Genomic DNA, 26,349 nt, shown 5'->3' with positions numbered 1-26,349 from the left:
CCTTTCGGATTCGCCCCGCGCCAAGTCAAATCCTCCACATCGCGCAGCCCCATCTGCAAGACCGGTTTCCATTCCTGACATCACGGTTATGATCGCCCGCGATCCGTAACGTTTCGCGTCCAACAGGAGTGCCACCCATGAAGACCCGCCGCCTTGGCCATTCCGGCCTCGACGTCTCCGCCATCTCGCTCGGCTGCATGTCATTCGCAGGGTTCTACGGCGCAACCGATCAGGACGAAGCCTTCGCCACGCTCGATGCCGCACGCGAGGCCGGGATCACCTTCCTCGACACGTCCGATCTCTATGGGCAGGGCCTGTCCGAAACCTGGATCGGCGCGTACCAGAAGGACCGCAAATACAGGTTCCAGATCGCCACGAAAGGCGGGATCGTCGCGGGCGCGCCCCGTGGGACCGCCGACAATTCCGAACCCTACCTTCGCGAAAAGCTCGAAGCCTCGCTCGATCGTCTCGGCGTCGATCACGTCGAACTCTACTACGTTCATCGCCGCGAGTTTTCGCGCCCGATCGAAGAGGTCACCGAGACCCTCCTGAAATTCAAACAGGAAGGCCTGATCCGCGCCATCGGCTTTTCCGAGATTTCCCCCGCATCCCTGCGCCGCGCCGCACAGGTCGGGCCGATTGACGCGGTGCAGAACGAATACTCCATGTGGACCCGCCTCCCCGAACTCGGCCTGATCGAAACCTGCGCCGACATCGGGGCGACCTTCGTTCCGTTCTCTCCGCTCGGGCGCGGTATCCTTGGTGACACCGACCTGTCGCCCTCGAATTTCAAGGACACCGACTTCCGCAAGAACAACCCGCGTTTCATCGAACCGAACTATTCAGCCAATATGAAGCACGTCCGCGAGTTGCGCGACTTCGCCGAGGCGCGCGGCTGGTCCACCGCCGCCGTCGCAATCGCCTGGACGCTCCAGCAAGGCAAACACCTCGTCCCGATCCCCGGCACGCGGTCCGCCGACCACCTGATGGAATGGGCCGACGCGGACGAGATCATCTTCTCGAAAGCGGACTGGGCCGAACTCGGGCGCATCATGCCGCTTGGCTGGGCACATGGCGACCGTTACTCCGACGCACAGATCGTCGGGGTCGAACGCTACTGCTGAAGCTGGACGCGCGGCGCGCGCTCTTCATGCTTCAGCAATAGCGCCACCGCACCGAAGGTCACGATCAATCCCGCCAGCACCCGCAGCTCCGGCAAGCCGTGACCGAAGGCCAGCTCCCAAAGGATCACCCAGCCGGGCGTCAGGTAGGTGTAGGCCATGACCTTACCGCCGGGCAGCCGCATGGATGCGAAATTCAGGAACACGAACGTCATCGCCATCGCCCCGATCGAAAGATAGGCGAGCGCGATCCAGACGATGGGCGGCAAGGTGGCGAACTCCACGGCCCGCAGGTCGTTCCAGCCATAGATGGTCAGCACCACCGCCCCCGCACTCAGCACCCAGAACGATGCCGACACCGCGCTTTCCCCCCGGCTGAAGTACCGCACGAGCGGCACGTAAAGCGCATGCGCAATGCAGCCAACGAAGTAGACGGCCTCGCCCCGCCCGACCTGAAATGCCAGTAGCCGGTCCAGATCACCGCGGAAGATGACCCAAAGCGCCCCAACCGCACCAAGGCCCAGCGCCAGCATAACCCGCCGCGTCGTCACCTGCTTCAGGATGATCCATGAGAAAATCGCCGTCATGATCGGCATGAGCGTCATGACCGCACTCGTCGAAATAGGCGGCGCGGTTTTCAACCCCTCGAACATCAACACGAAATAGGTCGAGAACGTCCCGCCAAGCAGAAGCCAGCGCCAAGGTGCGCGCGCATCGGACAGCTTGATCGCCCCGGTCACCAGCCCGATCATGAGCACGACCAGGGCCGCGAAGGCGAAGCGCAAAGCCTGAAACGCGACCGGGTCCACGAGGTTCGCAGTCAGCGCGCCGAAAGTGAAACTCCCCGCCACCATCGACGAAAAGGCCAGCATCGCGACGTGGCCCTTGACGGCCTCCGCGCCTCCGTAGCGCGCGCTCACGAGCAATCCTTGAGATGATCTTTAAGGTGCCGGGTCAGCGCCTGCACCTTGGCCGTGCGATGAAGGTCCACATGGGTCACGAGCCACAGGTTGGCCGACCATTCTTCACGCGGTTCCAGAACCTGAACCAGCGACGGGTCTGCCTCACCCACCGGCAGGAACCCGAGCGCGACGCCGTTCTCGACAGCCTCCCTCAGGGCGACGTCCTCGCCCGCGCGAAACACGATCCGCTCGCGCGGGATGTTGGCGATGGTCCATTTGAGGGCGGGCGCACCGGTCTGCTCGTCATCTGGCCCGACGAAATCATGCTCGCTCAGCGTCGCTTGCGTCGGCATCCCGCGCCGCTCGATATACGCCGGGCTGGCAAACAGACCGACCTGAAGTGTCGCGAGCTTCTGCACCACGTTATCCGGCTCCTTCGGCGGGTTGCCCGCCCGCACCGCAACATGGGCCTCGCCGTATTCGAGCCGGAACAACCTCCGACCCGTGCGAAACACCAGCCGCACATGTGGATGGGCGGCCTGAAAGCTCGCGAGAACCGGCATCAAGCGATGGGTAAAACTGGCCAGGGTCGTGACGACGAGCTCGCCCGACACCGCATTGCCCTGACCGGACAGCCGCGCTGCAAGCTGGCCGAACTGATCGTCCGTCGCCTGCGCGACACGGGCAAGGTCTTCCCCCGCCTCCGTCGGGGTGTAGCCCCGCGCATGGCGTTGGAACAGTTTAACGCCCAGCCGCGCTTCCAGCGCGTCGATATGGCGGATCACCGTGGCATGATGAACGCCCAGCGACTGCGCCGCCCCGGACACCGTGCCATGCCGCACGACTTCGAACGCCGTGCGCAGCCCATCCCAATCCTGCATGACAGCCTCCTGCGTGGTTCCTGTGCGCGCCTGAACAAGATGGCCTCATCTTCCATGATCCGTGCGACCCTGCAAGCATCAAACGGGTTCCCCGACGTCACTTTGCGGGCTAGGTTTCGGCGGGGAGCGCAGGGTGCGACAGGGACAGACGGAGATGAAAGTGCGGATCGACACCCCGGACCTGCTTGTGATCGAGAGCCGACCCGTGATCGCCGCCGCCCTGATCGCCGTCACCGCGTTCGCCTTCGTCGCCGCCGGGCTCTTCACCCTTCCGAACGACGCCCTGCGCGGCGTGGTGCTTCTCGCTATCGGCGGCGTCGCAGGTGGCTATTTCCTTTGGAGCACCGCGCGGCGCGAAACCCTGACCCTGAACCGCGGCGGCGGTTGGGGCGAAATTCGGCGCCGCACGCTCACCGCACGACACGCGCACCGATTTCCACTCGACGACCTCGCGTCGGCCCGCCTCGACACCTACGACATGGCCGAAGGCTCCACCACCGCTCGTGTCATGCTTCGCATCGGCGAGCGTGAGGAGCCCCTGACGCAGGTGCGCTCGACCCTGCCGGGTCAGAAACAGGCCGCCGAGCGCATCAACGCCTGGCTGGGATTGCGCCCGTGAAGATCACGACGAATTCTCCCGACCTGCTCATTATCGAGGACCGCCCGCTTTTCATCGCCATCGCTCTCATCCTGTTCACCCTCGCGTTCTCCGGCGCCGGGTTGTTCATGATCGCAGAGGGCGAATGGTGGGGCCTGTTCTTCATGCTGTTCGGCGGCGGCATGGGCGTGCTCTTCTTCGGCATCTTCGTGCGCCGGGTGCAGGTGGTCTTCCACCGTCCCGAAGGCTACGTGGAGGTCCGACGCCGCAATGTGTTCGGCGCGCGGAAAGTGCGCCACGACCTCACCGAAATCGCACGCGCCGAGTTGCAGACGAGCCGTTCCTCCGACGGGCCGGACACCCACCGCGTCGCGCTGGTGATTGAAGACGGCCAGAGCGCCGGGGCGCACCCGATCACCGTCGCTTATTCAAGCGGATCGGGCCACCAACGCTGCAAGGGGGCGATCAACGACTGGCTTTCGGGTCGAACCGCCTGACCGGATGGCCATCGCGCCCGCCGGCCATCTCCCACTCGTCGGCCAGCGCGGCCCGCTCCGCCTCGATCAGCGTCTCCACATCGCTGATCCGTGCCGTTCCGTGGCGCATATGGTCCATCAACCGATGCGAATGCACGATCACCGGCAGCGCATCCCCCGGCTCCCAGGCGTCAAGCTCCGTCACCCGGCGCAGGTTGAATTCCGGTGGAAGCACGTAAAACCGCAGGTCGCCCTGCCAAAGCAGGTCCTTCAGCACCGGCTGATCCCGGTAAAGCCCCGCCGCATCGTATCGCGCCAGCCAATCGGCGAGAAACGCGTCCATCTTTTCGGACCGTCGATAGAGCATCACGCCCGAATTCATCTGCGGGAAGGCGTATGGCGTCTCCACCGCATGCCCTTCCCGGATCAACGCGGTCTCGCGCCGGACCTCATGCGCAAGCGCAAGGTCGAAACGGTCGAGCACGTCCCACAGATCGCCCAGCGGATTGACCACCAGCGTATCGCAGTCAAGAAACAGCGTCCGCGCGAAGCGGCTCATCCCCATGCATTCGAGTTTCGAGCGGTCATGCGGTCGGGCGATGAGGTGCACGGCTTGGAATAGCCGCCGGTCCACCGCATCCGGCGCATCCGTGAAAAGGTCCACCGCCAGATCCGGCTCGTGCTGGCGCAGGGATCGCGCCGACTGTTCCGCCAGATCGCGATACCCGGCCCCCGTCGCCACATAGATCACGCCCTTGTCCATGCATTGGATCAGGGCATGACCTGCCGCCCTTGGCAAGTCACCCCCACAACCCCAATCGCTTGACTCACCCCGCCCGCGCGCGTAAGAGCGGCCCAAATTCCCGGAAGCGTCAGTCTTCCGGTCCCATGGCTCATGCCGGGATCGCCCTCCGTCAGCGCGTCGCGCCCACGGGGGCGAGCGCATTTGGGCTCGTTCCCAAGTGGGCGCGCAATCGGGGGCCTTGCCCACGGGGGCGCCACTGGTTTGAGCGATTGAGATAAACGCGTACCGTCCCTATCTGGGGACCAAACCAACGGCGAAAGGAGCCGACATGTTTGAGAGCCTTTCAGATCGTCTTGGCGGCGTCTTCGACCGCCTGACGAAGCAGGGTGCGCTGTCCGAAGACGATGTGAAAACCGCGCTGCGCGAGGTCCGCGTGGCCTTGCTCGAAGCCGACGTTTCGCTCCCCGTCGCGCGCGACTTCGTGGGCCGGGTGCAGGAAAAGGCCACCGGTCAGGCGGTCACCAAATCCGTCACGCCGGGCCAGCAGGTCGTCAAGATCGTCCATGACGAACTGGTCGCCACGCTCACGGGCGAGGATGACCCCGGCAAGCTCAAGATCGACAACGCCCCCGCGCCGATCCTCATGGTCGGGCTTCAGGGCGGCGGTAAGACCACGACGACCGCCAAGCTCGCCAAGCGCCTGAAAGAGAAAGAGGGCAAACGCGTCCTCATGGCCTCGCTCGACGTCTACCGCCCGGCGGCCATGCACCAGCTCGAAGTGCTCGGCAATCAGGTCGGCGTCGACACGCTCCCGATTGTCGAAGGCCAGAAACCCGTCGACATCGCCAAGCGCGCAAAGCAACAGGCGACGATGGGCGGCTATGACGTCTACATGCTCGACACCGCCGGTCGCCTTCAGATCGACGAAGTCCTCATGCAGGAAGTCGAGGACGTGTCGAAAGCGGTCTCTCCCCGCGAAACCCTCCTCGTCGTCGACGGTCTGACCGGTCAGGTCGCCGTCGAGGTGGCCGAGGAATTCGACGCCAAGGTCGGCATCTCCGGCGTGGTCCTGACCCGGATGGACGGTGACGGGCGCGGCGGCGCGGCGCTCTCCATGCGCGCCGTCACCGGCAAACCGATCCGCTTCGTCGGCCTCGGCGAAAAGATGGACGCGCTCGAAACCTTCGAACCCGACCGCATCGCCGGCCGCATCCTCGGCATGGGCGACATCGTCGCGCTGGTCGAAAAGGCCCAAGACACCATCGAGGCCGAACAGGCCGAAAAGATGATGCGCCGGTTCCAGAAGGGCCAGTTCACCATGAACGACCTCAAGCTCCAGTTCGAACAGATGCAGAAGATGGGCGGCATGGAAAGCGTGCTGGGCATGCTCCCCGGCATGGGCAAGGCGGCCAAGCAGATGTCGGCGGCGGGCTTCGACGACAAGGTCGTCAAACGCCACATCGCGCTCATCAACTCGATGACCAAGAAAGAGCGCCGGAATCCACAAATCCTGCAAGCCAGCCGGAAAAAGCGCATCGCGGCAGGCGCTGGCATGGACGTTTCCGACCTCAACAAGCTTTTGAAGATGCATCGCCAGATGGCCGACATGATGAAAAAGCTCGGCAAGATGGGCAAAGGCGGGATGCTCAAGAACGCGATGAAGTCGATGTTCGGCAAGGACGTGAGCCAAGCCGATCTTCAGGACAACGCCAAGATGCAGGAAGCCGCCAAGATGCTTCAGCAACAGGCGACCTATCCGGGCGCGGGCAACCTGCCCGGTCTCGGCGGCGGCGGCCTGCCCTCCGATCTCTCGGGCTTCGGAAAGAAAAAGTAAGTGGCCGTCCAGACCACATATCCCTGGGAAACCCCCAACCCCGGCGCGGCTGCGGATTTCGCGGCCGGCCTGCGCGCCCAACTACCGGTGCTGACCACCGAGCGGCTGACCCTGCGCGCCCCGACGCTGGACGATTTCGACGCTTACCGCGACATCCTCATGTCCGACCGCGCGATCCACATGGACGGCCCGCTCTCGCGCGAAGCCGCCTGGCTCGATTTCGCACAATGCGTCGCCAACTGGGTGCTGCGCGGCCACGGGCTTTGGGTGATCGAGGAAACGGCAACGGGTTCCACCCTCGGCTTCACGCTGATCTGCATGGAAACCGGCGATCAGGAGCCTGAGCTCGGCTGGTTCCTGCTGGAAGAGGCCGAAGGCCGCGGCTTCGCGTCCGAGGCTGCGGCGGCGGCCAAGGCGCACGGCATCCGCACCCTCGCCCTGCCCGCGCTGGTCTCCTACATCGACCGGGTCAACACACGCTCCATCGCACTGGCCGAGAAAATCGGCGGCTGGGCCGACGAAGACGCGGCCCGCGCATTGGGGCAGGACGGTGTGATCGTCTATCGCCACTGGCCGCTGCCGGAAACCGACGGCGGGATGGAGGCCTACGCATGATCGTTGCCGTCACACGCCGGAACACGGGACACCCGCATGTTCATCCATACGCGTTCCATACGTATTCCATACGTGTTCCATACGTATCCATTCGCACAGAAGGGGCCGCCCAATGACCGATGACGTCACACGCGCACAGACCATCCTCGCCGGTCACCGCGACTCCATCGACCGCCTCGACGCGATCCTCGTCTACACGCTGGGCGAGCGCTTCAAACACACGCAGGCCGTGGGGAAACTCAAGGCCGAGCATGACCTTCCCCCGTCCGATCCGACCCGCGAAGCGGCGCAGATCGCACGGCTCGAAGACCTTGCGATCCGGGCCGACCTCGACCCGGAATTCGCCAAGAAGTTCCTGAATTTCATCATTCAGGAGGTGATCCAGCATCACCAGGAACACCAGGACACAGGGGCCGCATAAGCCTCTGAAATAGCTAGAAACCAGGAGATAAACCCATGGCTATGAAAATCCGTCTCGCCCGTGGCGGCACCAAGAAACGCCCCTTCTACCGCATCGTCGCGGCCGACTCGCGGATGCCCCGCGACGGCCGCTTCATCGAGAAGCTCGGCACCTACAACCCGCTTCTGCCGAAGGATTCGGAAGAGCGCGTGAAAATGGACATCGACCGCGTCAAAGAGTGGCTCGACAAAGGCGCCCAGCCGACCGACCGCGTGTCCCGTATGCTCGAAGCCGCCGGCGTGCTCGACAAGAAAGAGCGCAACAACCCGAACAAGGGTGAGCCGGGCGCGAAAGCCAAGGAACGCGCTGAAGCCAAAGCAGAAAAAGCAGCAGCCCCTGCTGAAGAAGAAGCCCCGGCTGAAGAGGCACCCGCCGAAGAAGCCGCCGAAGAAACCGCGGAGTGATCTTCGCGCGAATTGGCGTATAAAAGGCGCGGGGGCGGCCATCGCCCCCGCGCTTTACGTTTTGGGGACAGGTTCGGGAGAGCATGGTGAGCGAAGATCGCATCTGCGTCGGAGCCTTCGCGGGCGCGTTCGGCGTGCGTGGCGAAGTTCGGCTGAAAAGCTTCTGTACCGAGCCGGAAGACATCACCACGTACGGCCCGCTCTGGACCGAGGACGGCGGGTCGAGTTTCGAGATCGCCATCGAACGCCCCGGTAAGAATGAATTCATAGCCTCCGTGGTAGGCGTGCGCACCAAGGAGGCCGCCGACGCGCTCAAGGGCACCCGGCTCTATGCCGACCGCGACGCGCTCCCGTCGCTGCCGGATGACGAGTTTTACCATGTCGATCTGATCGGCCTCATCGTGCAGGACGCAGGCGGATGCGAAGTCGGCAAGGTCGTTTCGGTGCAGAACCATGGCGCGGGCGACCTGCTCGAAATCTCGGGACCGGGCATGAAAACCCCGGCGCTCCTGCCGTTCACATTGGCCAACGTGCCGACCGTCGACCTGACCGCGGGCCGCGTCGTGATCGACCCGCCCGAAGGTGTCCTGCCCGAATGACCCGCGTGATCGTCCATGCCGGGTTCCACAAGACCGGAACCTCGAGCCTTCAGGACTATCTCGGCAAACACTACCACGCGCTCTTGCCGTGGTTCACCTTCTACGGCACCGGCGACGCCCTCCACCGTTCTGCCGTGGCGTCCCGCATCTTCGCGAAAAAGCCGTTTCCCTGGCGCCGCCGCGCCGTCCGCCGCGCGCTGCGCGCCGACCTCGCCGCCCTCCCCGACGCCGAGGTTATCGTGCTGTCGCGCGAACATTATTCCGGGGTCATGCCCGGCCTCCGCGACTGGCTTGGGCGTGTAATCCCAAACTTTCACCGCGCCGCCAAGCCTTTGGCAAAGCTCATGATTTCGGAACTTCGCCACCGCTTCGGACAGGACGTGGAGATCACGTTCTTCTACACGACCCGCAAGCGCGGCGACTGGCTCGCGTCGGTCCACGGCCACCTGCTCCGCGTCATCGAACTGACCGACGATTTCGACAGCTTCGCAACCCGCTTCCGCCCCGATATGGGCCCGGAAAACGAGGCCGGGATCATGCGCCGCGCGCTGGCCCCGATCCCGGTCGTCACCGCCGCGCTGGAGGATTGGGGGACGTCCCACTGTGGGCCCGCAGGCGCGCTCCTGACGCTTATCGGCGTGCCCGAAGACGTGCAGGCCGCCCTGCCCCCGGCCAACATCGCCAATGCGGGCCACGACCCCCGGACGCGCGACGCGCTCCTTTCTCTGAACCGAGAAGACCTGTCTAAACCGGCGCTTCGCGAGCGCAAGGATCTCCTTTTGAAAGGCCATTGAACAGGCTGGACCTCGTCCCGGTCATCGGGTCAACTGACCCCATGCTTGGTCAACGGCTTCGGGGAGGGCGCATTGGCATTCGGGCCGTATAGCCGCGCGGGAATGGCGCTGGTCTTCGTACCGCTCTATGGTGGGCCGGTCCTTGCGGGCATGTCCGCGCATCCCCTTGCGACCATTCCCGTTTTTGCCGTCCTCTTTCTTGCGTTCATGGCCTCGACACAACGCCCCAACCTCGCCAGCGGAGCGGGCTGGGCGGGCCTTGCTATGATCGCCGCGATCCAGCTTCTGCTCGCCGGGCTTGCCTACGGTGCCGGTGCCCTCGCGGCGCTTGCGTTCCCCCTGTCGCTCCCCATGTGGCTCCCCCTCGCTGTCACCGGCGCGGCGGCAGGGTTTGGCGCGTGGCGCTATTCGCGCAAGGCCGAGATGGACGTGTTCATCGACAGCACCATCGAGAAACTCCGCGCCTTCGAACTCGAGTCCGGCCATGACCTTCCCGCCTTCCACCCGACCCCCGTGCAACACGTCCGCGCCGCCGTGGACGAAGCACTTGCGGCCCTGACCGCGCTGCCCGAAACCGCAGGGGTCGGAGAGATCGACCCGATCGTCCAAGCCCTTGAAACGAAAGCAGGTCTTGCGGCCTTCGACCCGCTCTACGATGCGGCAGGCGACACCGATGGTCGACACGATCGGCGCGTGGACCTCGCACTCCTGCGTTTTGTCGCGTCCCCCCGGATGCGCCGGATGCTCGTCGCCCAGGGCGAAGGCGGCTTGGCGTCTATGTTGCTCCTGAACGCGCCCGATCCGACCGTGCGGGGCGAGGCACGGGCGCGGCTGGTCGACCTCATGGACGACAACGCGCCGATTACCCAGTTGCCGGACCCGGTCTGGCTCACAGACCTCGAAACGCGCCACCCCGGCGAAGGCTTCGCGGCTTTGGCCAGGGCCCGCGCCGCGCTTTCCAAGACCGCCAAGACGCGCTAACGACGCCGCCATGACCGACAAACCAAAATCCCACGGCAGGCTGAAAGTCCGCCCCACGCTCACCCCGCGCACCTTGATGGAGGAGACGCCGGAACTGGTGAGCACATGGACCGCGCGGATCGTCACGCTGTTCCCCGGTGCCTTTCCCGGCGTTCTCGGCGAAAGCCTGACGGGACGCGCGCTGCACGAAGGCAAATGGCGGCTCGAACCGATCGACCTGCGCACCTTCGGTGAAGGCAAGCACCGAAACGTGGACGATACCCCGGCCGGCGGGGGTGCAGGCATGGTGCTCCGTGCCGATATCGTCGCCCGCGCGCTCGACCGCGCCGCCGAGGGCACGCCCAAATCGCGTGGGCGCTGGCCGGTGGTCTACCTCTCCCCGCGCGGTCGGCGGTTCGATCAGGCGATGGCGCGGGACTGGGCGCGGGCCGAAGGGGTCACGCTGCTGTGCGGACGGTTCGAGGGCGTGGATGAGCGTGTGCTCGAAGAATATGGCATCGACGAAGTCAGCCTTGGCGATTTCGTCATGACCGGGGGGGAAATCGCGGCGCAGGCGATGATCGACGCCACTGTCCGGCTCCTACCCGGCGTTCTGGGAAATGCTGCGTCCGCAGACGAGGAAAGCCATTCCAACGGGCTTCTGGAACATCCACAATATACCCGGCCCGCCGAATGGCGCGGGCGCGCTATTCCCGATGTTCTGCTGTCGGGCAACCACGGCGCGATCGAGGCATGGCGCCGCGAAATGGCCGAGGCGCTGACCCGTGCGCGCCGCCCCGATCTCTGGGCGAAATACGAGGAAAACAAGGGCTGAACACGCGCCTTTTTCCTTGATCGCAACCGATTCCCGCCGTATACGCAGCGCGTCCGGGGCCGGAATCGGCGACCGGACCGTTTTCTATTGGCCTTGGCCCCCGGCACTTCGGTGGGGATCGGCCTGGGAAAACGCCAACAAGCATAGTGACCTGAACCCTCCGAGGGGCGCGCAATCGGTAAGACGCGGACCCCGGCGAAGATCGGAGCTCTGGGGTGCATAGACCTTCGCGGGACAACCGTGAGCATAGAATAGGAGTGGTCCCATGGACCTGATCGCACAACTGGAAGCCGAGCAAATCGCCGAGCTTGGCAAAACCATTCCGGACTTCAAGGCGGGCGACACCGTGCGTGTCGGCTACAAGGTGACGGAAGGCACGCGCACCCGCGTGCAGAACTTCGAAGGTGTCTGCATCAGCCGCAAGAACGGCGAAGGCATCGCCGGGTCTTTCACCGTTCGCAAAATTTCCTTCGGTGAAGGCGTGGAACGTGTGTTCCCGCTCTACTCGACCAACATCGAGCACATCGAAGTGGTGCGCCGTGGTAAAGTCCGCCGCGCCAAGCTCTACTACCTGCGTTCGCGTCGCGGCAAATCCGCCCGGATCGCCGAAGACACGACCTACAAACCGCGCAAAGAAGCCTGAGGAGAGACCCGATGAAAACGGATATCCATCCCGAATACCACCTCATCGACGTGAAACTCACCGATGGCACCGTGGTGCAGATGAAATCGACCTGGGGCTCGGAAGGCGACACGCTTTCGCTCGACATCGACCCCTCGGTTCACCCGGCCTGGACCGGCGGCAACTCCCGCCTGATGGACACCGGCGGCCGCGTGTCGAAGTTCAAGAACAAATACGCCGGCCTCGGCTTCTGAGCCGACCGCGCTGCGCATACGAAACGCCGCCTCTCGGGGCGGCGTTTTTTTTGGGGCAAGCGTCAGAAGATGAAGTCGCTCCCACTCAGGTCTTCGACGTCGACACCGACGAGGAACACGGCACCTTGGCCGAAATCGACCAATGCGCCATCCTGCAAGACACCCTTGATGACATAGCTTTCGTCAAAGATCGCGACATCGGTCATGGCCAGATCGAGGGGTCGCAGATTGATCCTGTCGCGACCGGCCTCCCAGTCATGGATGGTGCTGAACCCTCTGGAATTGAACAGAAAAACGTCCGACCCCCAGCCTCCGAAGAGTTCGTTTCTGCCGGCCCCGCCGACAAGCACATCGCGGGAATCGCCACCCCGCAGGACGTCATCTCCATCGTGACCGATCAGAACGTCGCGACCGCGACCACCCAGAAGCACGTCGTCACCGCCGTGGCCAAGAAGGCGGTCGTTGCCTGCACCTCCGACAATCCGATCGTTTCCTCCCTGCCCGGCAAGCCGGTCGTTTCCACGCTGCCCGGCCATGAGATCGTCGCCGGCATTTCCCATCAAGCGGTCGGCTCCCGCGCGACCGAGGATGCGATCGTGTCCGATCGAGCCGACATAATGGTCCGGCCTGCTCCGTCCGAGAAATTCTTCGCCTTCGATGCTGTCGCGAGCGCCTGTGATCTCATCGGCAAGCACGAATTCGACAACCGCGACTTCGTAGGCTCCGAGAGAGACCGAAAGCTCGGTGCTCCCGCCCAGATCGCTTGAACTCAACGCCTCGGTCGTGGCGAACCAACGCGCTTCATTCCAATGGGCCTCGGGATCGGCCTGCACGATGCGTTCGCCGGAAAAATGAGAATATGCGTCGACATAAGCGGACACGTCGAGTGTCAGGTTCTGCGCGTCTTCGCTGCGCGATGAGATGAAGACGACAAACCGTTCGTCCGATCCGAACGCGTTCACTTCCACGCTTTCTACGGCCCGATCTTCGGCGTTGAAACCGTTGTCCAGAAGTTCGAGCCCGGTGGCGTATTCGGACATCAGTCGAAACACCTCACCGAGAGGTGTGAGCAAATCGCCATCCACGCCATCGCCGCCATCATGCCGGCCCGCGAGATCCGTCGGCCCAGCGTATTCAATCGGCCAGACATGCGCGCTGTCGGCACCAAGGCGCAAAAGGCCCTCGAACATCTCGAGCATCACGCTCGCGCCCGCCAATCCCCATTGCTGTGAGACCCTGTGCTCGGGACCCCATTCGCTGATCGCAAGCTCGAGAGGTCCGTGCTCTTCGAGGCCCCAGGCGCGCAGGAATGTTTCGTAATCGAACTGTAGCTCGCGGAAATAACGATCCGCTGCCGCCATATCGGTGTCGCCGGGGGTGAGTGCGGCACCGGTTTCCACGTAGTAATAATGCCCGATCAGGCCATCGACCGCGTCGCGCGCCGCCCCGCTCATCGCGTCCAGAATATCGTTGTTGGCAAGGGTCCACTTCTGCCACCATTCGATGTCCATGCCCGAATAGGCTCCGACATCGAAATCCCGGCCCCAGACGTCTCCCATCTGCATCAGGATCGCGGGTTGATCGGCCCCCTCACCCAGTACATCGTCCATTGCGTCCTGAACGGCGATGGCGACCGCGTTTGCGAGCTTTCCGTATTCTTCCGAGGTCATCCAGACAGCGGGATTCCAGTATTCATTGCCGATCTCGAACCCGGCAAAATCGACGTCGGGGTAGTCGCGCAACATGTCGGCGACGAAATCGGCCATCTCCGCGACTTTCCCCATGCGCAGGTCACGCGCCCCGGATCCCTCAGCCTCACCCACGAACAAATGACGGGTCGGAAGAACGATCGTGACAGGCTGTCCCTCAGACTGGGCGTATGTGAGGAAATCGTGGAGGCCGACAAAGGTATGCTCACCCTCGGCGACGTCGGGGGGGGTGTTCGGTGCCCGGATGAACGCTTCGCCCCAGACCTCGGTCATGGTGCCGCCAGGATAACGCAAACCGTCGATCCCGATCTGATGCAGCGCGGCGTCAAAGGTCGTGCCCGACCCCACATCGTTGTGCGTGTAAAGGGCGTTGCCCCCGAACAGATCCGACGTCACGACATGTCCGGTCGAAGGGCGGTAGTTCAGTTCAAGATCCATGCTGTCCCCTTCGGGCCGGACAAACTATCGCCAGAAAATCGGAACAGATCCACCACTCACCCCTAAGCATTATCGATTCTTACCTTATTCTCGTCAAAATTGATAACAGCACAATTGGAAACAAATGGTTTTCGAACTTTCGGTTGGGGGCGAAGGGGCTTGATAAACTCTTCAAATCACACGGAGTCTTTGTTGTTCCCGGCCGTCTGGCCCTCGAATCCATCCTTGAACATGGACCTGGCGGGTTCGCTCCGGTTGCGATGGCCTGTCTCTGTCTCGTCGCCCGGGGGTTCGGCAGCGCGACCGCTTTGCGCCGGGTTGTATGTGACCCTCGCACTTCCATGTGTGGCAATCGCGTTATTCGGTCAGCCAGTCGAATAGCTTGCCTTCCAAATCCCGGCAGCCGCCCATATAGTGTCGCAAATCCGCGCAGAAGCGTGGGCAGGGACAGTCAAGGGTATTCGCGTGGCGCATATTATCGTCGTCGGCAACGAAAAGGGCGGGGCCGGAAAATCAACGGTGTCGATGCATGTGGCGACCGCGTTGTCGCGGCTTGGCAAATCGGTGGGCGTGCTCGACCTCGACCTCAGGCAACGGACCTTTGGGCGATTCATGGTGAATCGGGTCGCGACCGCGAAAAAAGAGGGCGTCGACCTTCCGACCCCGGTCTATCACGAGCTCCCCGACGTGGACCCGGCCAGCCTGCGCGAGGGCGAGAACATCTATGATCGCCGCCTGTCGCAAGCCGTTGCCGAGCTGGAACCCACCAGTGACTTTATCCTGATCGACTGCCCCGGTTCGCATACCCGGCTGAGCCAGGTGGCGCATACGCTTGCCGATACCCTCATCACGCCCCTGAACGACAGCTTCGTGGATTTCGACCTGCTCGCGCATATCGACCCGGATACGCTCAAGATCGGCGGGCCGTCGGTGTATTCCGAGATGGTGTGGAACGCTCGGCAATTGCGGGCACAGGCGGGGCTGAAGCCGATCGACTGGATCGTGGTGCGCAACCGGCTTGGCGCGCAGGCGATGCACAACAAGAAGAAGATGGAGGAGGCGCTCGAAAATCTGTCGAAACGTATCGGCTTCCGCATGGCGCCGGGGTTCAACGAGCGGGTCATCTTCCGGGAGCTTTTCCCGCGCGGGCTTACGCTTCTCGATCTGCGGGACGTGGGCGTGATCGGTCAGATGAATATCTCGAACGTCGCCGCACGGCAGGAATTGCGCGAACTCATGAAGGCGATCAACCTTCCAGGCGTCGCCGTCGATTTCTAAGCGTTCGTCTGGCCCGTTTCGGCGCGGCGCAACCCGTCGCCCGTTCTGAGATATTCGACGACTTCGCGCACTTCGAACGTCGCTCCGTCCTTCGGCACCGCCATGCGCGTGACGGTGAGTTGGTTGGCAGTCACGTCGAGCAGGCCGAAATCGTTCACTTCCCCCCGAAGCCGCGAAGACAGCGACGTCCCGGCGTGGACCTGGATCGGTCCGGCGCGGTCCGGTCGCGTCACGAAAGCGCCGGTGTGCCACATATGCAGATGCCCCGACAGGATCACGTCGGCACCGCATTCGGCCAATCGGTCCAGACCTTTCCCGGCGCGTTTCATCGGTGTCTTGTCGGCCCCCCCATGCTGCTCGAACGGGTGATGCGCCACGACAATTCTCAGCTTCGTGTCCTCGGCGGCCTCGAACACCTGGCAGATCTTGCGCATGGACCCCGCCCGCACCTTGCCGCGCTGATGCACCAGCGGGTCGGACGTATTACAACCGGCGACGATCATGCTCTGTGTCTCGACCACCGGCTCCAGATCGAGCGCGATGCATTCGCGATAACGCCGATAGGGTCGGGTCATTCGGGTGACGGGGCGAAAAAGCGGAATGTCATGATTGCCCGGCACTGCCATCCAGCGCGCCCCGAGACTGTCGAGAAAGTGCCGCGCTTCGGTGAATTCGCGCGTTCGTGCGCGTTGGGTCAAGTCACCGGAAACGACAACGAGGTCGGGCTTGGCTTCACCGATTGCAGTGGCAAGCGGCGCCAGCAATTCGGGCCGTGCCCGGCCGAAATGCAGATCGGACAAATGCGCAAGCCGCGTCATTGAACCTCGGGGTCGTCGGTCGGGACGTCTTTCGGGCGGATCACATCGAGTGCGCCGTGTTCGATGCTGATCCGGTAGGGGCCGCGCATCGGGGCCTTCTCGCCGTCGCGCACGACGAGGCGTTTGTGGCGTCCCGGGTCGATCACGATCTCGCTCCCGGTCACCAGCCGGAAGTCTCGCCCCGCCTGCATCCGCCGGGTCGCGAGCCGGAACGCATGGCGCACGAGGCCTCGCCGCCCGACATCGTCGGCGAGGAAAAGCGCGAGTTTCCCGTCACGGACCGCCTCGGCACCTTCGAGGTCGAAACGTTCGAGCTGATAGGCCGAGTGTCCGACGAAGGCGAGCGGGGATCGAACGGACAGCTGCTTGCCATCGACGGTGATCGACATGGTCATGGGATCATAAAACTTGATCAGCGCACGCAGCACCGACCAGTAGGCGGCGATGCGTGAACGCCCGAAACGGGCATAGGTCTCTTCCCGCTCTTTCAGGATGGCGGAATAGATGCCGATGGAGGTGTTGTTCAGGAACACCTTGTCGTTGATCCGGCCCACGGCAGCGGGCTGGATCACGCCGTCCGTGACAGCACGGATCGCCTCGGCGGGCGTTTCGGGCACGCCCAAAGCACGGGCGAAGTAGTTGAAGGTTCCCATCGGGACGACACCCATCGGGACGCCAGATCCCACCATCTCACCCGCAACGCCGGAGATCGTGCCGTCACCACCGGCGGCGATCACGGTTGTCGCGCCCTTGTCCAGAGCCTTGCGGGTCAGCGTCTCGATCCTGCCGGACTTCCGGTCGAGATGCACCGTGAGCGCGCCGCCGGCGGCGGACACCGCGGCGGTCAAATCCTCGACCATGCGCGCACCCTCTGCCTTGCCGGAACGCGCGTTGATGATCGCATGAGCCTGCGACAGGTCTGGGCGGATCGGTTTCAGCATCCTTGCTCCTTCGGACCTTCAACGCCCCCGGCGCAAGGCGGTTCCCTAGCTCTGGTCGCCTGCGAGCAGTTCCGCGTTGCCGCCCGCCGCCGTCGTGTCGACGCAGAGGTGACGTTCATGCACGGCATGGCTTCGGTCCAGCATGGCCGTGATGAGCGGGAGGATCTGGCCGTCGCGCGCCGCAAGCGCCTTGGCGTAGGACCGCGCCCTATCGGGATCGCCCCACCAGATCGCGCCGGAGAACCCGTTGAGCTCGGTAAGTGCGTCCGGCGCAAGCGCACCGTCCACGGCGACAGCCACGCCTCTGACGGCGCGGACCGCTTCAACCTGTGCTGCGGCCGCTTCGGCACCCGGCCCGAGGCACAGCAGTGGTGGTCGCGTCACTTCTTCCAGTCGGTTCAATTCGCCGGTCGGGCCCGGCATCATGCGTGTTTGCACGCGGGTTTCAACGAAATTGTCGAGACGCCTTTGGATCGTGTTCAGGTCCGCTTCGCCCGACCATACGCCTGCGTCTACGTCCGGTGCTTCAGGTGCAGCGAAGCGTGGCACGTAGTTTGGCCCGCCCGCTTTCGGCCCGGTGCCGGACAACCCCTCGCCGCCGAACGGCTGACTGCCGACGATGGCGCCGATCTGGTTGCGGTTGACGTAGGTGTTGCCGACATGGACCCGTTGGGCGATATGTTCGACCCGCCCGTCGATCCGGCTGTGCAGCCCGAAGGTCAGCCCGAACCCGCGCGCATTCACCTCGTCGATCACACGGTCCAGATCTTCTGCGCCAAAGGTCGCGACGTGGAGCACGGGTCCGAACACCTCGCGCTCCAGATCGTTTATGCCGTTCACCTCGATCAACGTGGGCGGGATGAAAGTGCCGCGCTTCGGCGCGTCAACCTGATGGATGATACGGTTGCGTTTGGTTTTGAGATAGCCCGCGATATCCGCCTGCGCCTCGCCGTCGATGACTGGTCCGACATCGGTGGACAGGTGCCACGGATCGCCCAAAGCAAGCTCGTCCATGGCGCCGCGCAGCATGTGGATCATGCGGTCTGCCACGTCCTCCTGCACGTAGAGGCACCTGAGCGCCGAGCAGCGTTGTCCGGCGGATTGAAAGGACGAGGCGACGATGTCGCGCACCGCCTGTTCGGGGAGCGCGGTGGAATCCACGATCATTGCATTGAGGCCGCCGGTTTCCGCGATCAGGGGCGCGCCGGGGTCCATGTTCTCGGCCATGGATTTGCGGATCACCTGCGCCGTATCGGTCGAGCCGGTGAAGACCACGCCCGCCAGTTTCGGGGACGCGGTCAGCCCTGCCCCGACCTTGGCCCCATCACCCGGAAGAAGTTGCAGCACGTCGCGCGGCACGCCGGCCTCGTGCAAGAGCCGAACCGCCATGCACGCGACAAGAGGGGTCTGTTCCGCGGGCTTAGCGATGACGCCATTCCCGGCCATGAGCGCCGCCGCGATCTGCCCGGTGAAGATGGCGAGCGGGAAGTTCCAAGGGCTGATCGCCGCCATGACGCCCCGAGCGGGACGGTCAAGCGCGCGGCCCTGTTCCGCGTAATAGTGGAGGAAATCCACGGCCTCGCGCAATTCGCCCACGGCGTCATTCAATGTCTTGCCCGCCTCGCGTGCGAGCACCGCGAAGAACGGGCCGTATTCAGCCTCGTAGAGATCGGCGGCGCGGTGGAGGGTTTCGGCGCGTGTGTCTGCGGCGGCCTCCCACGGTCGGGCTGCGTCGATGGCGCGGTCGACAGTCGCCTCGTCCGCGTCCGTCACCTGCGCGACCACAGCCCCCGTGGCCGGGTTTTTCACGGGTCGCGCTGTGCCGGTCGCCTCGCCCGCGATCAGGGGTTCGCCGTCAGGGACCGTCACATCCCGCGCCGCGTCAATCCTAGCGAGCCATTCAGCTTCGGTGAGGTCGAAGCCCATGGAGTTCGGGCGGGGTGCGAAAATCTGCGACGGGTGGTCGAGGTTGCGGATCGTGCCTTCGGTTTTCACGTCCGAGATCGGGTCGCGGGCAATTTCCTCGGGCGAGACGTCTTCATCGACGATCTGGTTCACAAAGCTGGAATTCGCGCCGTTTTCCAGAAGGCGGCGCACGAGATAAGCCAGCAAGTCGCGGTGCGCCCCCACGGGTGCATAGATGCGGCAACGCGTATTTTCTTCGCGCATGACGATATCGTAGAGCCGTTCGCCCATGCCGTGGAGCCGTTGAAACTCGTATTCCAGCGCCGGTGCGTCGGCGACCATGTGGCGGATCGCAGCGACGGTATGCGCGTTGTGGGTCGCGAATTGCGGGTAGAGCCTTTCGCCATAGCCGATGAGTTTGCGGGCATTGGCGAGGTAGCTCACGTCGGTCGCGGGTTTCGTGGTGAACAGCGGAAAGCCCGGATGCCCCTCGACTTGGGCGAGCTTCATCTCGGTGTCCCAATAGGCGCCTTTGACGAGGCGGACCATGATGCGGCGGTCCAGCCGCTCGGCGGTCTCGTTCAGCCAGTCGATGACCAGCCCCGCGCGCTTGCCGTAAGCCTGCACCACCACGCCGAAGCCGTTCCAATCCGACAGCATCTCGTCCTCGAGCACCGCTTCGATCACCTTGAGGGACAGCACCAGCCGGTCCTGTTCCTCGGCGTCGATGTTGAGGCCGATCCCGGCGCGAGCGGCTTCGCGGGTGAGGCTTCGCAGAACTGGGACGAGCTCTTTCATCACCCGGTCTTCGTGCGACACCTCGTAGCGCGGATGCAGCGCCGAGAGCTTGACGGAAATGCCGGGGTTCTCGGCGACGGTATCCGCATGCGCCTTGGACCCGATCGCCTTGATCGCGTTGCGGTAGGCGTCGGCATAGCGCCGGGCATCTTCGCCGGTCATCGCGGCTTCGCCCAGCATGTCGTAGGAATAGGTGTAGCCCTTCGCCTCGAGCTTTTCGGCCCTTTCAATGGCGCGGTCGATGGTTTCGCCCAGCACGAATTGACGCCCCATTTCGCGCATGGCCTGGCCGACGGCGACACGGATCACCGGTTCGCCCAGACGCTTGACCATCCCGCGCAGCGTGCCCGCCAGCCCCGGCCGACCCTCATCCAGCACACGGCCCGTGAGAAGCAGCGCCCAGGTCGAGGCGTTCACCAGCGGAGAAGCCGCCTGCCCCAGATGGCCGCCCCAATCGGAGGGCGCGATCTTGTCTTCGATCAGTGCGTCGATCGTCTCGGCATCGGGCACCCGCAGAAGCGCCTCTGCCAGACACATGAGCGCGACGCCCTCTTCCGTCGACAGCCCATATTCGCCAAGGAACTGCTCCATGATGCCGGGCCGCGCGCCGGACCGGATGTCGCGGACTAGGTCTGCGGCCGTACGGCTGATGTCTTCACGCGCCTCAGTTGAAAGGCCGGCCTCGTCGATCAGGCGGTCGACCAGCGCGACCTCTTCCTGAAACTTGGCGCTGTCGGTGAACTCGGGGATGAAAATGTCGCGCATCTGGGTCTCCTTTGGAACAGGATACAAAGACAACGCTGGACTCTTTGGCCGAGTTCAGTGTTTTCATAGTCGAAATGACTTTATTTTTGACCCAAGAGAGCCGAAATGTCTGACCTCGACCCATATGACAGGAAAATCCTGTCCGCCCTTACGGAAAACGCGCGTCTTTCGATGGTGGACCTCGCTGCGCGGGTGGGTCTTTCGAAAACGCCCGTGGCAGCCCGGGTAAGGGCGCTCGAGGAGAAGGGAGTGATCCAGGGCTACCGCGCAATCCTGTCGCCCGAAAAGCTGGATTTGCAGCATGTGGCCTATGTCGAGGTCAAGTTGTCGGACACCCGCCAATCCGCACTCGCCAAGTTCAATGACGCCGCCCGCGCGGTGCCGGAGATCGAGGAATGCTACATGATCGCGGGCGGGTTCGATTACCTCATCAAGGTGCGATCCCGAGATATCGTGGATTACCGCCGGGTGCTGGGCGAGACGATTTCATCTCTCCCGCACGTCGCTGCCACCTCCACCTATATCGCGATGGAGGCGGTGGTCGAGCAATCCTACATGACCGTCTAGCGGACCACGTAGACCGAGCATTTGGAGTGACGCACGACTCGGGCCGCGTTGGGGCCGAGCAAGTAATCCTTGAGGTCCGGGCTATGCGCGCCGAGCACGATCAGGTCGGCTTTGCCCACGTCGGCGGCGTGAAGCACCTCTTCATAGACCTTGCCGACCGCGATCACGTGGCGCACCTTGGCGTCCAGATCCGCGTCTAGCACACCGGCGGTGAAGCCCCGCAGGATCTTGTCGGCCTCGTCACGGGCCGTGGCGACGTGATGATCCTGAAAATAGGCCCCCACGACGCTTGCCCCGAAATCCGGAACGACGGTGATGACGTCGAGCTGCGCGCCGTCGAGGTCCGCGAGCTTGGCTGCCATTTCCAGAACAGGCCGCTCTTCGTCAGGGCGGTTGATGTCCACGGCACAGAGAACGGTCTTGATCATGCTGTCACTCCTTCCGGCTCGCGACGACTACGCTGTATTTGCAGGAATGCGATAAGGCCGAGAAGCGCCAGTGTCGGGATGAAGATCAGCTCTTTCGGCATCTGATCGGCGCTCGCGCGGACCTCGGTGATCGCCACCGGGTTGTCCCCGTAGAAATCGAAGCTCGACAGCTTGTCTGCGAGCGGGGTGCCGAACATCGGTTCCTCCATCCGCATGACGCCGTCCTCGGGCATGAGCATCAGGCCCAGCTCGTCGAGCCGCGCATCTGCGCCTTCGGCCTCGGGAACGGTGAGCACGACGGTCATGTCCTTCATCTCGAGCGTGTCGAAATCCGGGCCGGAAATGACGGTCCGCAATTCGGACCCCGGCCGCGCCGTTTCGAGCCGTTCGGTGAAGGCGGCCGGTTCGATTTCTTCGAACGGAGGCTGGATCTGGTTCATGAAGACGCCGGGGCGGAACAGCGCGAAAGCAATGACGAGCAGGGCAACGGTTTCCCAGATGCGTGACTTGGCCATGAACCATCCCATCGTGCCTGCCGTGAAGACGAGGATACCGATGGTCGAGACAATGAAGACGATAATGCCCTGCACCAATGTCACGTCGATCAGCAGGAGGTCCGTGTTGAAGATGAACACGAAGGGGAGCGCCACGGTGCGCAAGGAATAGAAAAACGCGGTGAAGCCGGTGCGGATCGCATCGCCCCCGGAAACGGCGGCAGCGGCGAAGGACGCGAGACCCACGGGTGGCGTCACGTCGGCCATGATCCCGAAGTAGAAGACGAAGAGGTGCACCGCGATGAGCGGCACGACGAGGCCCGATTGCGCGCCCAGTTCCACGACCACGGCGACCATGAGCGACGATACCACGATGTAGTTCGCGGTCGTCGGAAGGCCCATCCCGAGGATCAGCGACAGGATTGCCACGAAGATCAGCATGAGGATCAGGTTACCGCCCGACAGGAATTCGACGAAGTCGGCCATGACCTGCCCGATCCCGGTGAGCGACACGGTGCCCACGATGATCCCGGCGGTCGCGGTCGCAAGGCCGATGCCGATCATGTTGCGCGCCCCGTCGATCATGCCTCCGACAAGGTCGACAAGTCCTTCACGCAGCCGCGAAATCGCGTTGCTTTCTCCTCGGAAGAACGACTTGAGCGTTTTCTGGGTCAGAAGGATCCCGAAGAGCAGGAAGGTCGCCCAGAACGCAGACAGGCCCGGCGATTTCCGCTCGATCATCAGGAAATAGACCAGCACGATGATCGGCAGCAGATAGTAGAGTCCGGATTTGTAGATCTTGGGAATTTCCGGCAGTTCGACCTGCTCGGCATTCGGATCGTCGGGTTCGAGATCGTCGACCGTGGAGGCGAGGTAGATCAGTCCGACATAGATCAGCGCCAGCAGCGCGGCGAGGATCCAGCCCGACCCGGCGGGCACCATCGACACGATCAGTCGCACGGGGAATTGCGTGACGTAGCACAAGGCCGCGAAGCCCGCGAAGAACAGGAACATGCCGCCGATGGTCTTGCCCATCGAGACGACCTTGTTGCCGAGCGTCGGCATGTTGTTTTTCACCGCTTCGAGGTGAACGATATAGACCAGCGCGATGTAAGAAATGATGGCGGGCAGGAAGGCGTGGGTGATGACCTCGACATAGGAAATGCCGACGTATTCGACCATCAGGAACGCGGCCGCGCCCATGACCGGGGGCATGATCTGACCGTTGACCGAGGAGGCGACTTCGACCGATCCTGCCTTCTCCGCCGAGAACCCCACCCGCTTCATCAGCGGGATGGTGAAGGTGCCGGTGGTCACCACGTTGGCAATGGACGAGCCGGAGATAAGGCCGGTCGCTGCCGAGCCGACGACAGCCGCCTTTGCGGGTCCGCCGCGCAGGTGGCCGAGCGCCCCGAAGGCCATCTTGATGAAATAGTTGCCCGCGCCGGCCTTGTCCAAAAGGGCGCCGAACAGGACGAAGAGGAACACGAACTTGGTCGAGACGCCCAGCGCGATGCCGAACACACCCTCGGACGTGATCCACATATGCGACATGGCCTTGCGCAGGCTCGCACCGGCCCAGCGGATCGAATCCGGCACGACCTCGGACGAGCCGAAGAAGACGTAGGCCAGGAAAATCATGGCAAGGACGACCATGACGGGGCCGAGGGTGCGGTAGGCGGCGATGAACAGAAGCCCGAGACCGACGAGGCCCGCGATGGCGTCCGTGCCATCCGCGAGACCGCCGTTCTGAACGATCTTCTCGTAGAAGAAATAACCGTAGAGCGCGAAGAACGCACCGCCCAATGCGAGGATCCAGTCATACCACGGCACCTTGTGCCGGGGCGCGGATTTGAAGAGCGGATAGGCCATCGCAGACAGGAAGATCGCGAAGGCCAGATGGATCTGGCGTGAATTGTTGATCGCATCGGAGGGCAGCACATAAGGCGCCCAGGGCGATGCAAGCAGGACCTGAAAGATCGACCAGATCAACGCGACGGCGGCGATGAAGAGGCCAAGATTACCGGGAACCGAACGGGCACCACTATCGGATGCGGCGACGAGTTCCTGAAGTTCGGCTTCACTGAGAGCCTTGTTTTCTTTTGCGGACATGACCCCTCCGTCCCCGGCCCGAAAGCCACCAATTCACTTGTCGTTATATGCGAGGGTGACGGGGGCGCAGGCCGCCCCCGTCGATCATTTCACACGGGTGAATTATTCCACCCAGCCTTTTTCCTTGTAGTATTTCTCGGCACCGGCATGGAGCGGGGCCGACAGACCGGCCGAGACCATCTCTTCGGGCTTGAGGTTCGCGAAGGCCGGGTGCAGGCCCTTGAAGTCTTCGAAGTTCTCGAAGACCGAGGACACGACCGCGTAGACCGCGTCTTCGGACACCGCGTCGGACGAGACGAAGGTCGCGCCGACACCAAAGGTCATCGTGTCTTCGTCATTGCCGCGATACATGCCGCCCGGAATGGTGGCGGTGCGGTAGAACGGGTTTTCTTCGACCAGCTTGGTCACGGCGTCACCGGACACTTCGACGAGCACGGAATCGCAGGCGGTCGTGGCCTCCTGGATCGAACCCGAGGGGTGGCCGACCGTGTAGACCATCGCGTCGATCTGATTGTCGCAGAGCGCGGCCGACTGTTCGGCGGCCTTGAGCTCGGTCGCGAGCGCGAAGTCGTCGGTGGTCCAGCCCATCTCGTTCATCAGCACTTCCATCGTGCCGCGCTGACCCGAACCGGGGTTGCCGATGTTCACGCGCTTGCCCTTGAGATCCTCGAAGGACGAGATGCCGGCGTCGGCACGGGCGACGACGGTGAACGGCTCCGGGTGGACCGAGAAGACCGCGCGCAGACCCTCGAACGCGCCTGCATCTTCGAAGCGCGACGTGCCGTTATATGCGTGGTACTGCCAGTCGGACTGAGCGACGCCGAATTCCAGCTCGCCCGCGCGGATGGTTTCGATGTTGTAGACCGAGCCGCCGGTGGATTCGACGGAACACCGCACGCCGTGATCGGCACGGCCCTTGTTCACGAGACGGCAGATCGCGCCGCCGGTCGGGTAATAGACGCCCGTCACACCGCCGGTCCCGATGGTGATGAATTCCTCGGCATAGGCCGCAGGTGCCATCACCGCAGCGGACAACACACCGGCTGCAACGAATTTCACTTTGTTCAACATATCATACTCCCAGTTGGTTGATCCTAGTTTGTAGTCAGCCGCTCCACACTTCCGCGAGCGTGCGATTGGCGTTTTCGACGTCGGCAATGCGCGTCCGGGCTGTTTCCCCGGTTCTGCCCACCACCATGCCGATCAATGTCTCCACGAGGAACAATGTGCCCACGTAGGACGAGTAGAAATGCGGCGACTCTGTAGGCACGATGAAACGGCTGCTCGCATATTGCAATGCCGGACAGGCCGGGGTGTCGGTGATGACCACCACGTAAACCCCGCGAGACGCTGCCAATTCCGCCGCCTTGATCGAGCGGTTCGCGAAAGGTGGCTTGGTCACGATGACGATCGCGTCGCGCGCGTCCATGCCGATAATCCCTCCGCCCAGCGAGGCGCCCATGCGCCCGGCCATCACCCAATTGTCGGTGTGAAACGAGGCGAGATAAGCGAGGTGTTCGGTCACGCCGGTTGAGCCCAGCCCACCCTGAAGCAGCACCTTGCGCGATGCGGAAAGCCGGTCGGCGGTGGCTTCGAGCATTCGTCGGTCGATCCGGTCGGCCAACAATGCCAGATTGGTCTGGCAGGCAGACAGATGATCGTCGAGAAATGCGGTTTCGCCACGCCCGTGTGCGTCCTGCAACTGCTCGGCCCGATCCGCGAAATTCTGCACCCGTCGCCCAAGGGACGCGCGAAATTCCTCGCGCAGATCGTCGAAATTCTCATAGTCGAGCGCGCGTGACAGTCTGGAAAACGCTGCCGGGGACACGCCGCTTTCACGCGAAACGGTGCGCAGCGGCCGGGTGGCGATGTCGACGGGATTGGCCCGCAGGAAATCCGCCGCCTGGCGCAGCGCGTCGCTCAGGCTTCCGTATCGGTCCGCAAGTCGGGATTCGAAGGTCGTCGGCAAGAAACCACCCTTGGTTCACCGGATCGA

26 protein-coding genes are annotated in these 26,349 nt (G+C 63.5%); 15 read left to right on the top strand and 11 right to left on the bottom strand.

Going from position 1 to position 26,349, the window contains the following annotated elements; translation table 11 throughout:
- Positions 1–137: 137 nt before the first annotated feature.
- Positions 138–1,124 (top strand): aldo/keto reductase, encoded by a 987-nt coding sequence (locus KJP28_RS02365; RefSeq protein ID WP_218390623.1) that lies wholly within the window; start codon positions 138–140, stop codon positions 1,122–1,124.
- Here the strand turns inward: KJP28_RS02365 and KJP28_RS02360 are convergent.
- Both KJP28_RS02360 and KJP28_RS02355 read right to left on the bottom strand, forming a co-directional pair.
- On the bottom strand, positions 1,115–2,041 hold the full coding sequence (locus KJP28_RS02360) for a DMT family transporter (protein ID WP_336245286.1): 927 nt from the start codon (positions 2,039–2,041) through the stop codon (positions 1,115–1,117). The two genes, KJP28_RS02365 and KJP28_RS02360, sit on opposite strands and share 10 nt — an antisense overlap.
- Positions 2,038–2,904 carry a LysR family transcriptional regulator gene (locus KJP28_RS02355; protein ID WP_218390622.1) on the bottom strand — a complete coding sequence of 289 codons (867 nt, stop codon included), beginning with the start codon at positions 2,902–2,904 and terminating at the stop codon, positions 2,038–2,040. Before KJP28_RS02355 ends, KJP28_RS02360 begins: the two co-directional genes overlap by 4 nt.
- Before the next feature lie 154 nt (positions 2,905–3,058).
- Here KJP28_RS02355 and KJP28_RS02350 point away from each other — a divergent pair, with 154 nt between their 5' ends.
- Both KJP28_RS02350 and KJP28_RS02345 read left to right on the top strand, forming a co-directional pair.
- On the top strand, positions 3,059–3,523 hold the full coding sequence (locus KJP28_RS02350) for a hypothetical protein (RefSeq protein WP_218390621.1): 465 nt from the start codon (positions 3,059–3,061) through the stop codon (positions 3,521–3,523).
- Positions 3,520–3,999, top strand: coding sequence for a hypothetical protein (locus KJP28_RS02345; RefSeq protein ID WP_218390620.1), 480 nt, complete (start codon positions 3,520–3,522; stop codon positions 3,997–3,999). Before KJP28_RS02350 ends, KJP28_RS02345 begins: the two co-directional genes overlap by 4 nt.
- On the opposite strand, the gene KJP28_RS02340 is transcribed toward KJP28_RS02345, so the two are convergent.
- On the bottom strand, positions 3,968–4,777 hold the full coding sequence (locus KJP28_RS02340; RefSeq protein ID WP_255552156.1) for a hypothetical protein: 810 nt from the start codon (positions 4,775–4,777) through the stop codon (positions 3,968–3,970). The genes KJP28_RS02345 and KJP28_RS02340 overlap by 32 nt on opposite strands.
- A gap of 274 nt (positions 4,778–5,051) precedes the next feature.
- Between KJP28_RS02340 and ffh the strand changes: the two genes are divergently transcribed.
- The 10 genes from ffh (at position 5,052) to rpmE (ending at position 12,100) form a co-directional block, all read left to right on the top strand.
- The gene (ffh, locus tag KJP28_RS02335; RefSeq protein ID WP_218390619.1) at positions 5,052–6,557 is read left to right on the top strand and encodes a signal recognition particle protein; all 1,506 of its coding nucleotides are present in this window, start codon (positions 5,052–5,054) and stop codon (positions 6,555–6,557) included.
- Complete coding sequence (locus KJP28_RS02330; protein ID WP_218390618.1) at positions 6,558–7,172, top strand: GNAT family N-acetyltransferase; 615 nt, start codon at positions 6,558–6,560, stop codon at positions 7,170–7,172.
- Positions 7,173–7,284: 112 nt separating this feature from the next.
- On the top strand, positions 7,285–7,593 hold the full coding sequence (locus KJP28_RS02325) for a chorismate mutase (RefSeq protein WP_218390617.1): 309 nt from the start codon (positions 7,285–7,287) through the stop codon (positions 7,591–7,593).
- Positions 7,594–7,628: 35 nt separating this feature from the next.
- Positions 7,629–8,036 (top strand): 30S ribosomal protein S16, encoded by a 408-nt coding sequence (rpsP, locus tag KJP28_RS02320; RefSeq protein ID WP_218390616.1) that lies wholly within the window; start codon positions 7,629–7,631, stop codon positions 8,034–8,036.
- 83 nt (positions 8,037–8,119) lie between these two features.
- Entirely contained in the window at positions 8,120–8,635 is a 516-nt protein-coding gene (rimM, locus tag KJP28_RS02315; RefSeq protein WP_218390615.1) for a ribosome maturation factor RimM, read from the top strand.
- Complete coding sequence (locus tag KJP28_RS02310; protein ID WP_218390614.1) at positions 8,632–9,429, top strand: hypothetical protein; 798 nt, start codon at positions 8,632–8,634, stop codon at positions 9,427–9,429. The genes rimM and KJP28_RS02310 overlap by 4 nt, the downstream gene beginning before the upstream one ends.
- 72 nt (positions 9,430–9,501) lie before the next feature.
- Positions 9,502–10,410 carry a hypothetical protein gene (locus KJP28_RS02305; RefSeq protein WP_218390613.1) on the top strand — a complete coding sequence of 303 codons (909 nt, stop codon included), beginning with the start codon at positions 9,502–9,504 and terminating at the stop codon, positions 10,408–10,410.
- 10 nt (positions 10,411–10,420) lie between these two features.
- On the top strand, positions 10,421–11,224 hold the full coding sequence (gene trmD / locus KJP28_RS02300; RefSeq protein ID WP_218390612.1) for a tRNA (guanosine(37)-N1)-methyltransferase TrmD: 804 nt from the start codon (positions 10,421–10,423) through the stop codon (positions 11,222–11,224).
- 265 nt (positions 11,225–11,489) lie between these two features.
- Positions 11,490–11,867 (top strand): 50S ribosomal protein L19, encoded by a 378-nt coding sequence (gene rplS, locus KJP28_RS02295; RefSeq protein ID WP_218390611.1) that lies wholly within the window; start codon positions 11,490–11,492, stop codon positions 11,865–11,867.
- Between the two features lie 11 nt (positions 11,868–11,878).
- Positions 11,879–12,100 (top strand): 50S ribosomal protein L31, encoded by a 222-nt coding sequence (gene rpmE / locus KJP28_RS02290; protein WP_218390610.1) that lies wholly within the window; start codon positions 11,879–11,881, stop codon positions 12,098–12,100.
- A gap of 62 nt (positions 12,101–12,162) precedes the next feature.
- Here the strand turns inward: rpmE and KJP28_RS02285 are convergent, their stop codons facing one another.
- The gene (locus KJP28_RS02285) at positions 12,163–14,247 is read right to left on the bottom strand and encodes a calcium-binding protein (RefSeq protein ID WP_218390609.1); all 2,085 of its coding nucleotides are present in this window, start codon (positions 14,245–14,247) and stop codon (positions 12,163–12,165) included.
- Positions 14,248–14,712: 465 nt separating this feature from the next.
- Between KJP28_RS02285 and KJP28_RS02280 the strand changes: the two genes are divergently transcribed.
- The gene (locus tag KJP28_RS02280; protein ID WP_218390608.1) at positions 14,713–15,525 is read left to right on the top strand and encodes a division plane positioning ATPase MipZ; all 813 of its coding nucleotides are present in this window, start codon (positions 14,713–14,715) and stop codon (positions 15,523–15,525) included.
- On the opposite strand, the gene KJP28_RS02275 is transcribed toward KJP28_RS02280, so the two are convergent.
- From KJP28_RS02275 to putA, 3 genes are read right to left on the bottom strand one after another with little or no spacing between them, the layout of a single operon-like run.
- Positions 15,522–16,343 carry a metallophosphoesterase family protein gene (locus KJP28_RS02275; RefSeq protein ID WP_218390607.1) on the bottom strand — a complete coding sequence of 274 codons (822 nt, stop codon included), beginning with the start codon at positions 16,341–16,343 and terminating at the stop codon, positions 15,522–15,524. The two genes, KJP28_RS02280 and KJP28_RS02275, sit on opposite strands and share 4 nt — an antisense overlap.
- Positions 16,340–17,284: a diacylglycerol/lipid kinase family protein gene (locus KJP28_RS02270; RefSeq protein ID WP_218390606.1), complete on the bottom strand. Its 945-nt coding sequence runs from the start codon at positions 17,282–17,284 to the stop codon at positions 16,340–16,342. The genes KJP28_RS02275 and KJP28_RS02270 overlap by 4 nt, the downstream gene beginning before the upstream one ends.
- 45 nt (positions 17,285–17,329) lie before the next feature.
- Positions 17,330–20,752, bottom strand: coding sequence for a bifunctional proline dehydrogenase/L-glutamate gamma-semialdehyde dehydrogenase PutA (putA, locus tag KJP28_RS02265; RefSeq protein WP_218390605.1), 3,423 nt, complete (start codon positions 20,750–20,752; stop codon positions 17,330–17,332).
- 105 nt (positions 20,753–20,857) lie between these two features.
- Here putA and KJP28_RS02260 point away from each other — a divergent pair, with 105 nt between their 5' ends.
- On the top strand, positions 20,858–21,319 hold the full coding sequence (locus KJP28_RS02260; protein WP_218390604.1) for an Lrp/AsnC family transcriptional regulator: 462 nt from the start codon (positions 20,858–20,860) through the stop codon (positions 21,317–21,319).
- Here the strand turns inward: KJP28_RS02260 and KJP28_RS02255 are convergent.
- The 4 genes from KJP28_RS02255 to KJP28_RS02240 form a co-directional block, all read right to left on the bottom strand.
- Positions 21,316–21,747, bottom strand: coding sequence for a universal stress protein (locus KJP28_RS02255; protein ID WP_218390603.1), 432 nt, complete (start codon positions 21,745–21,747; stop codon positions 21,316–21,318). The genes KJP28_RS02260 and KJP28_RS02255 overlap by 4 nt on opposite strands.
- Entirely contained in the window at positions 21,744–24,353 is a 2,610-nt protein-coding gene (locus KJP28_RS02250; RefSeq protein ID WP_218390602.1) for a TRAP transporter permease, read from the bottom strand. The genes KJP28_RS02255 and KJP28_RS02250 overlap by 4 nt, the downstream gene beginning before the upstream one ends.
- 102 nt (positions 24,354–24,455) lie before the next feature.
- A complete protein-coding gene (locus KJP28_RS02245) occupies positions 24,456–25,424 on the bottom strand; it encodes a TAXI family TRAP transporter solute-binding subunit (RefSeq protein WP_218390601.1) in 969 nt (322 codons plus the stop codon).
- A 34-nt stretch (positions 25,425–25,458) separates the two neighbouring features.
- Entirely contained in the window at positions 25,459–26,322 is an 864-nt protein-coding gene (locus tag KJP28_RS02240; RefSeq protein WP_218390600.1) for a MurR/RpiR family transcriptional regulator, read from the bottom strand.
- Positions 26,323–26,349: the final 27 nt, after the last annotated feature.

This window comes from Maritimibacter dapengensis, from assembly GCF_019218265.1.
Lineage (GTDB): Bacteria > Pseudomonadota > Alphaproteobacteria > Rhodobacterales > Rhodobacteraceae > Maritimibacter > Maritimibacter dapengensis.
This window is presented reverse-complemented; position numbering and strand designations above follow the sequence as displayed.

Coding starts and splice junctions, on each gene's coding strand:
- KJP28_RS02275 (WP_218390607.1), bottom strand. CDS start 16,343: ATGACGCGGCTTGCGCATTTGTCCGATCTGCATTTCGGCCGGGCACGG.
- KJP28_RS02245 (WP_218390601.1), bottom strand. CDS start 25,424: ATGTTGAACAAAGTGAAATTCGTTGCAGCCGGTGTGTTGTCCGCTGCG.
- KJP28_RS02250 (WP_218390602.1), bottom strand. CDS start 24,353: ATGTCCGCAAAAGAAAACAAGGCTCTCAGTGAAGCCGAACTTCAGGAA.
- KJP28_RS02285 (WP_218390609.1), bottom strand. CDS start 14,247: ATGGATCTTGAACTGAACTACCGCCCTTCGACCGGACATGTCGTGACG.
- rpsP (WP_218390616.1), top strand. CDS start 7,629: ATGGCTATGAAAATCCGTCTCGCCCGTGGCGGCACCAAGAAACGCCCC.
- rimM (WP_218390615.1), top strand. CDS start 8,120: ATGGTGAGCGAAGATCGCATCTGCGTCGGAGCCTTCGCGGGCGCGTTC.
- putA (WP_218390605.1), bottom strand. CDS start 20,752: ATGCGCGACATTTTCATCCCCGAGTTCACCGACAGCGCCAAGTTTCAG.
- trmD (WP_218390612.1), top strand. CDS start 10,421: ATGACCGACAAACCAAAATCCCACGGCAGGCTGAAAGTCCGCCCCACG.
- ffh (WP_218390619.1), top strand. CDS start 5,052: ATGTTTGAGAGCCTTTCAGATCGTCTTGGCGGCGTCTTCGACCGCCTG.
- KJP28_RS02260 (WP_218390604.1), top strand. CDS start 20,858: ATGTCTGACCTCGACCCATATGACAGGAAAATCCTGTCCGCCCTTACG.
- KJP28_RS02365 (WP_218390623.1), top strand. CDS start 138: ATGAAGACCCGCCGCCTTGGCCATTCCGGCCTCGACGTCTCCGCCATC.
- KJP28_RS02325 (WP_218390617.1), top strand. CDS start 7,285: ATGACCGATGACGTCACACGCGCACAGACCATCCTCGCCGGTCACCGC.
- KJP28_RS02255 (WP_218390603.1), bottom strand. CDS start 21,747: ATGATCAAGACCGTTCTCTGTGCCGTGGACATCAACCGCCCTGACGAA.
- KJP28_RS02350 (WP_218390621.1), top strand. CDS start 3,059: ATGAAAGTGCGGATCGACACCCCGGACCTGCTTGTGATCGAGAGCCGA.
- KJP28_RS02270 (WP_218390606.1), bottom strand. CDS start 17,284: ATGCTGAAACCGATCCGCCCAGACCTGTCGCAGGCTCATGCGATCATC.
- rplS (WP_218390611.1), top strand. CDS start 11,490: ATGGACCTGATCGCACAACTGGAAGCCGAGCAAATCGCCGAGCTTGGC.
- KJP28_RS02310 (WP_218390614.1), top strand. CDS start 8,632: ATGACCCGCGTGATCGTCCATGCCGGGTTCCACAAGACCGGAACCTCG.
- KJP28_RS02355 (WP_218390622.1), bottom strand. CDS start 2,904: ATGCAGGATTGGGATGGGCTGCGCACGGCGTTCGAAGTCGTGCGGCAT.
- rpmE (WP_218390610.1), top strand. CDS start 11,879: ATGAAAACGGATATCCATCCCGAATACCACCTCATCGACGTGAAACTC.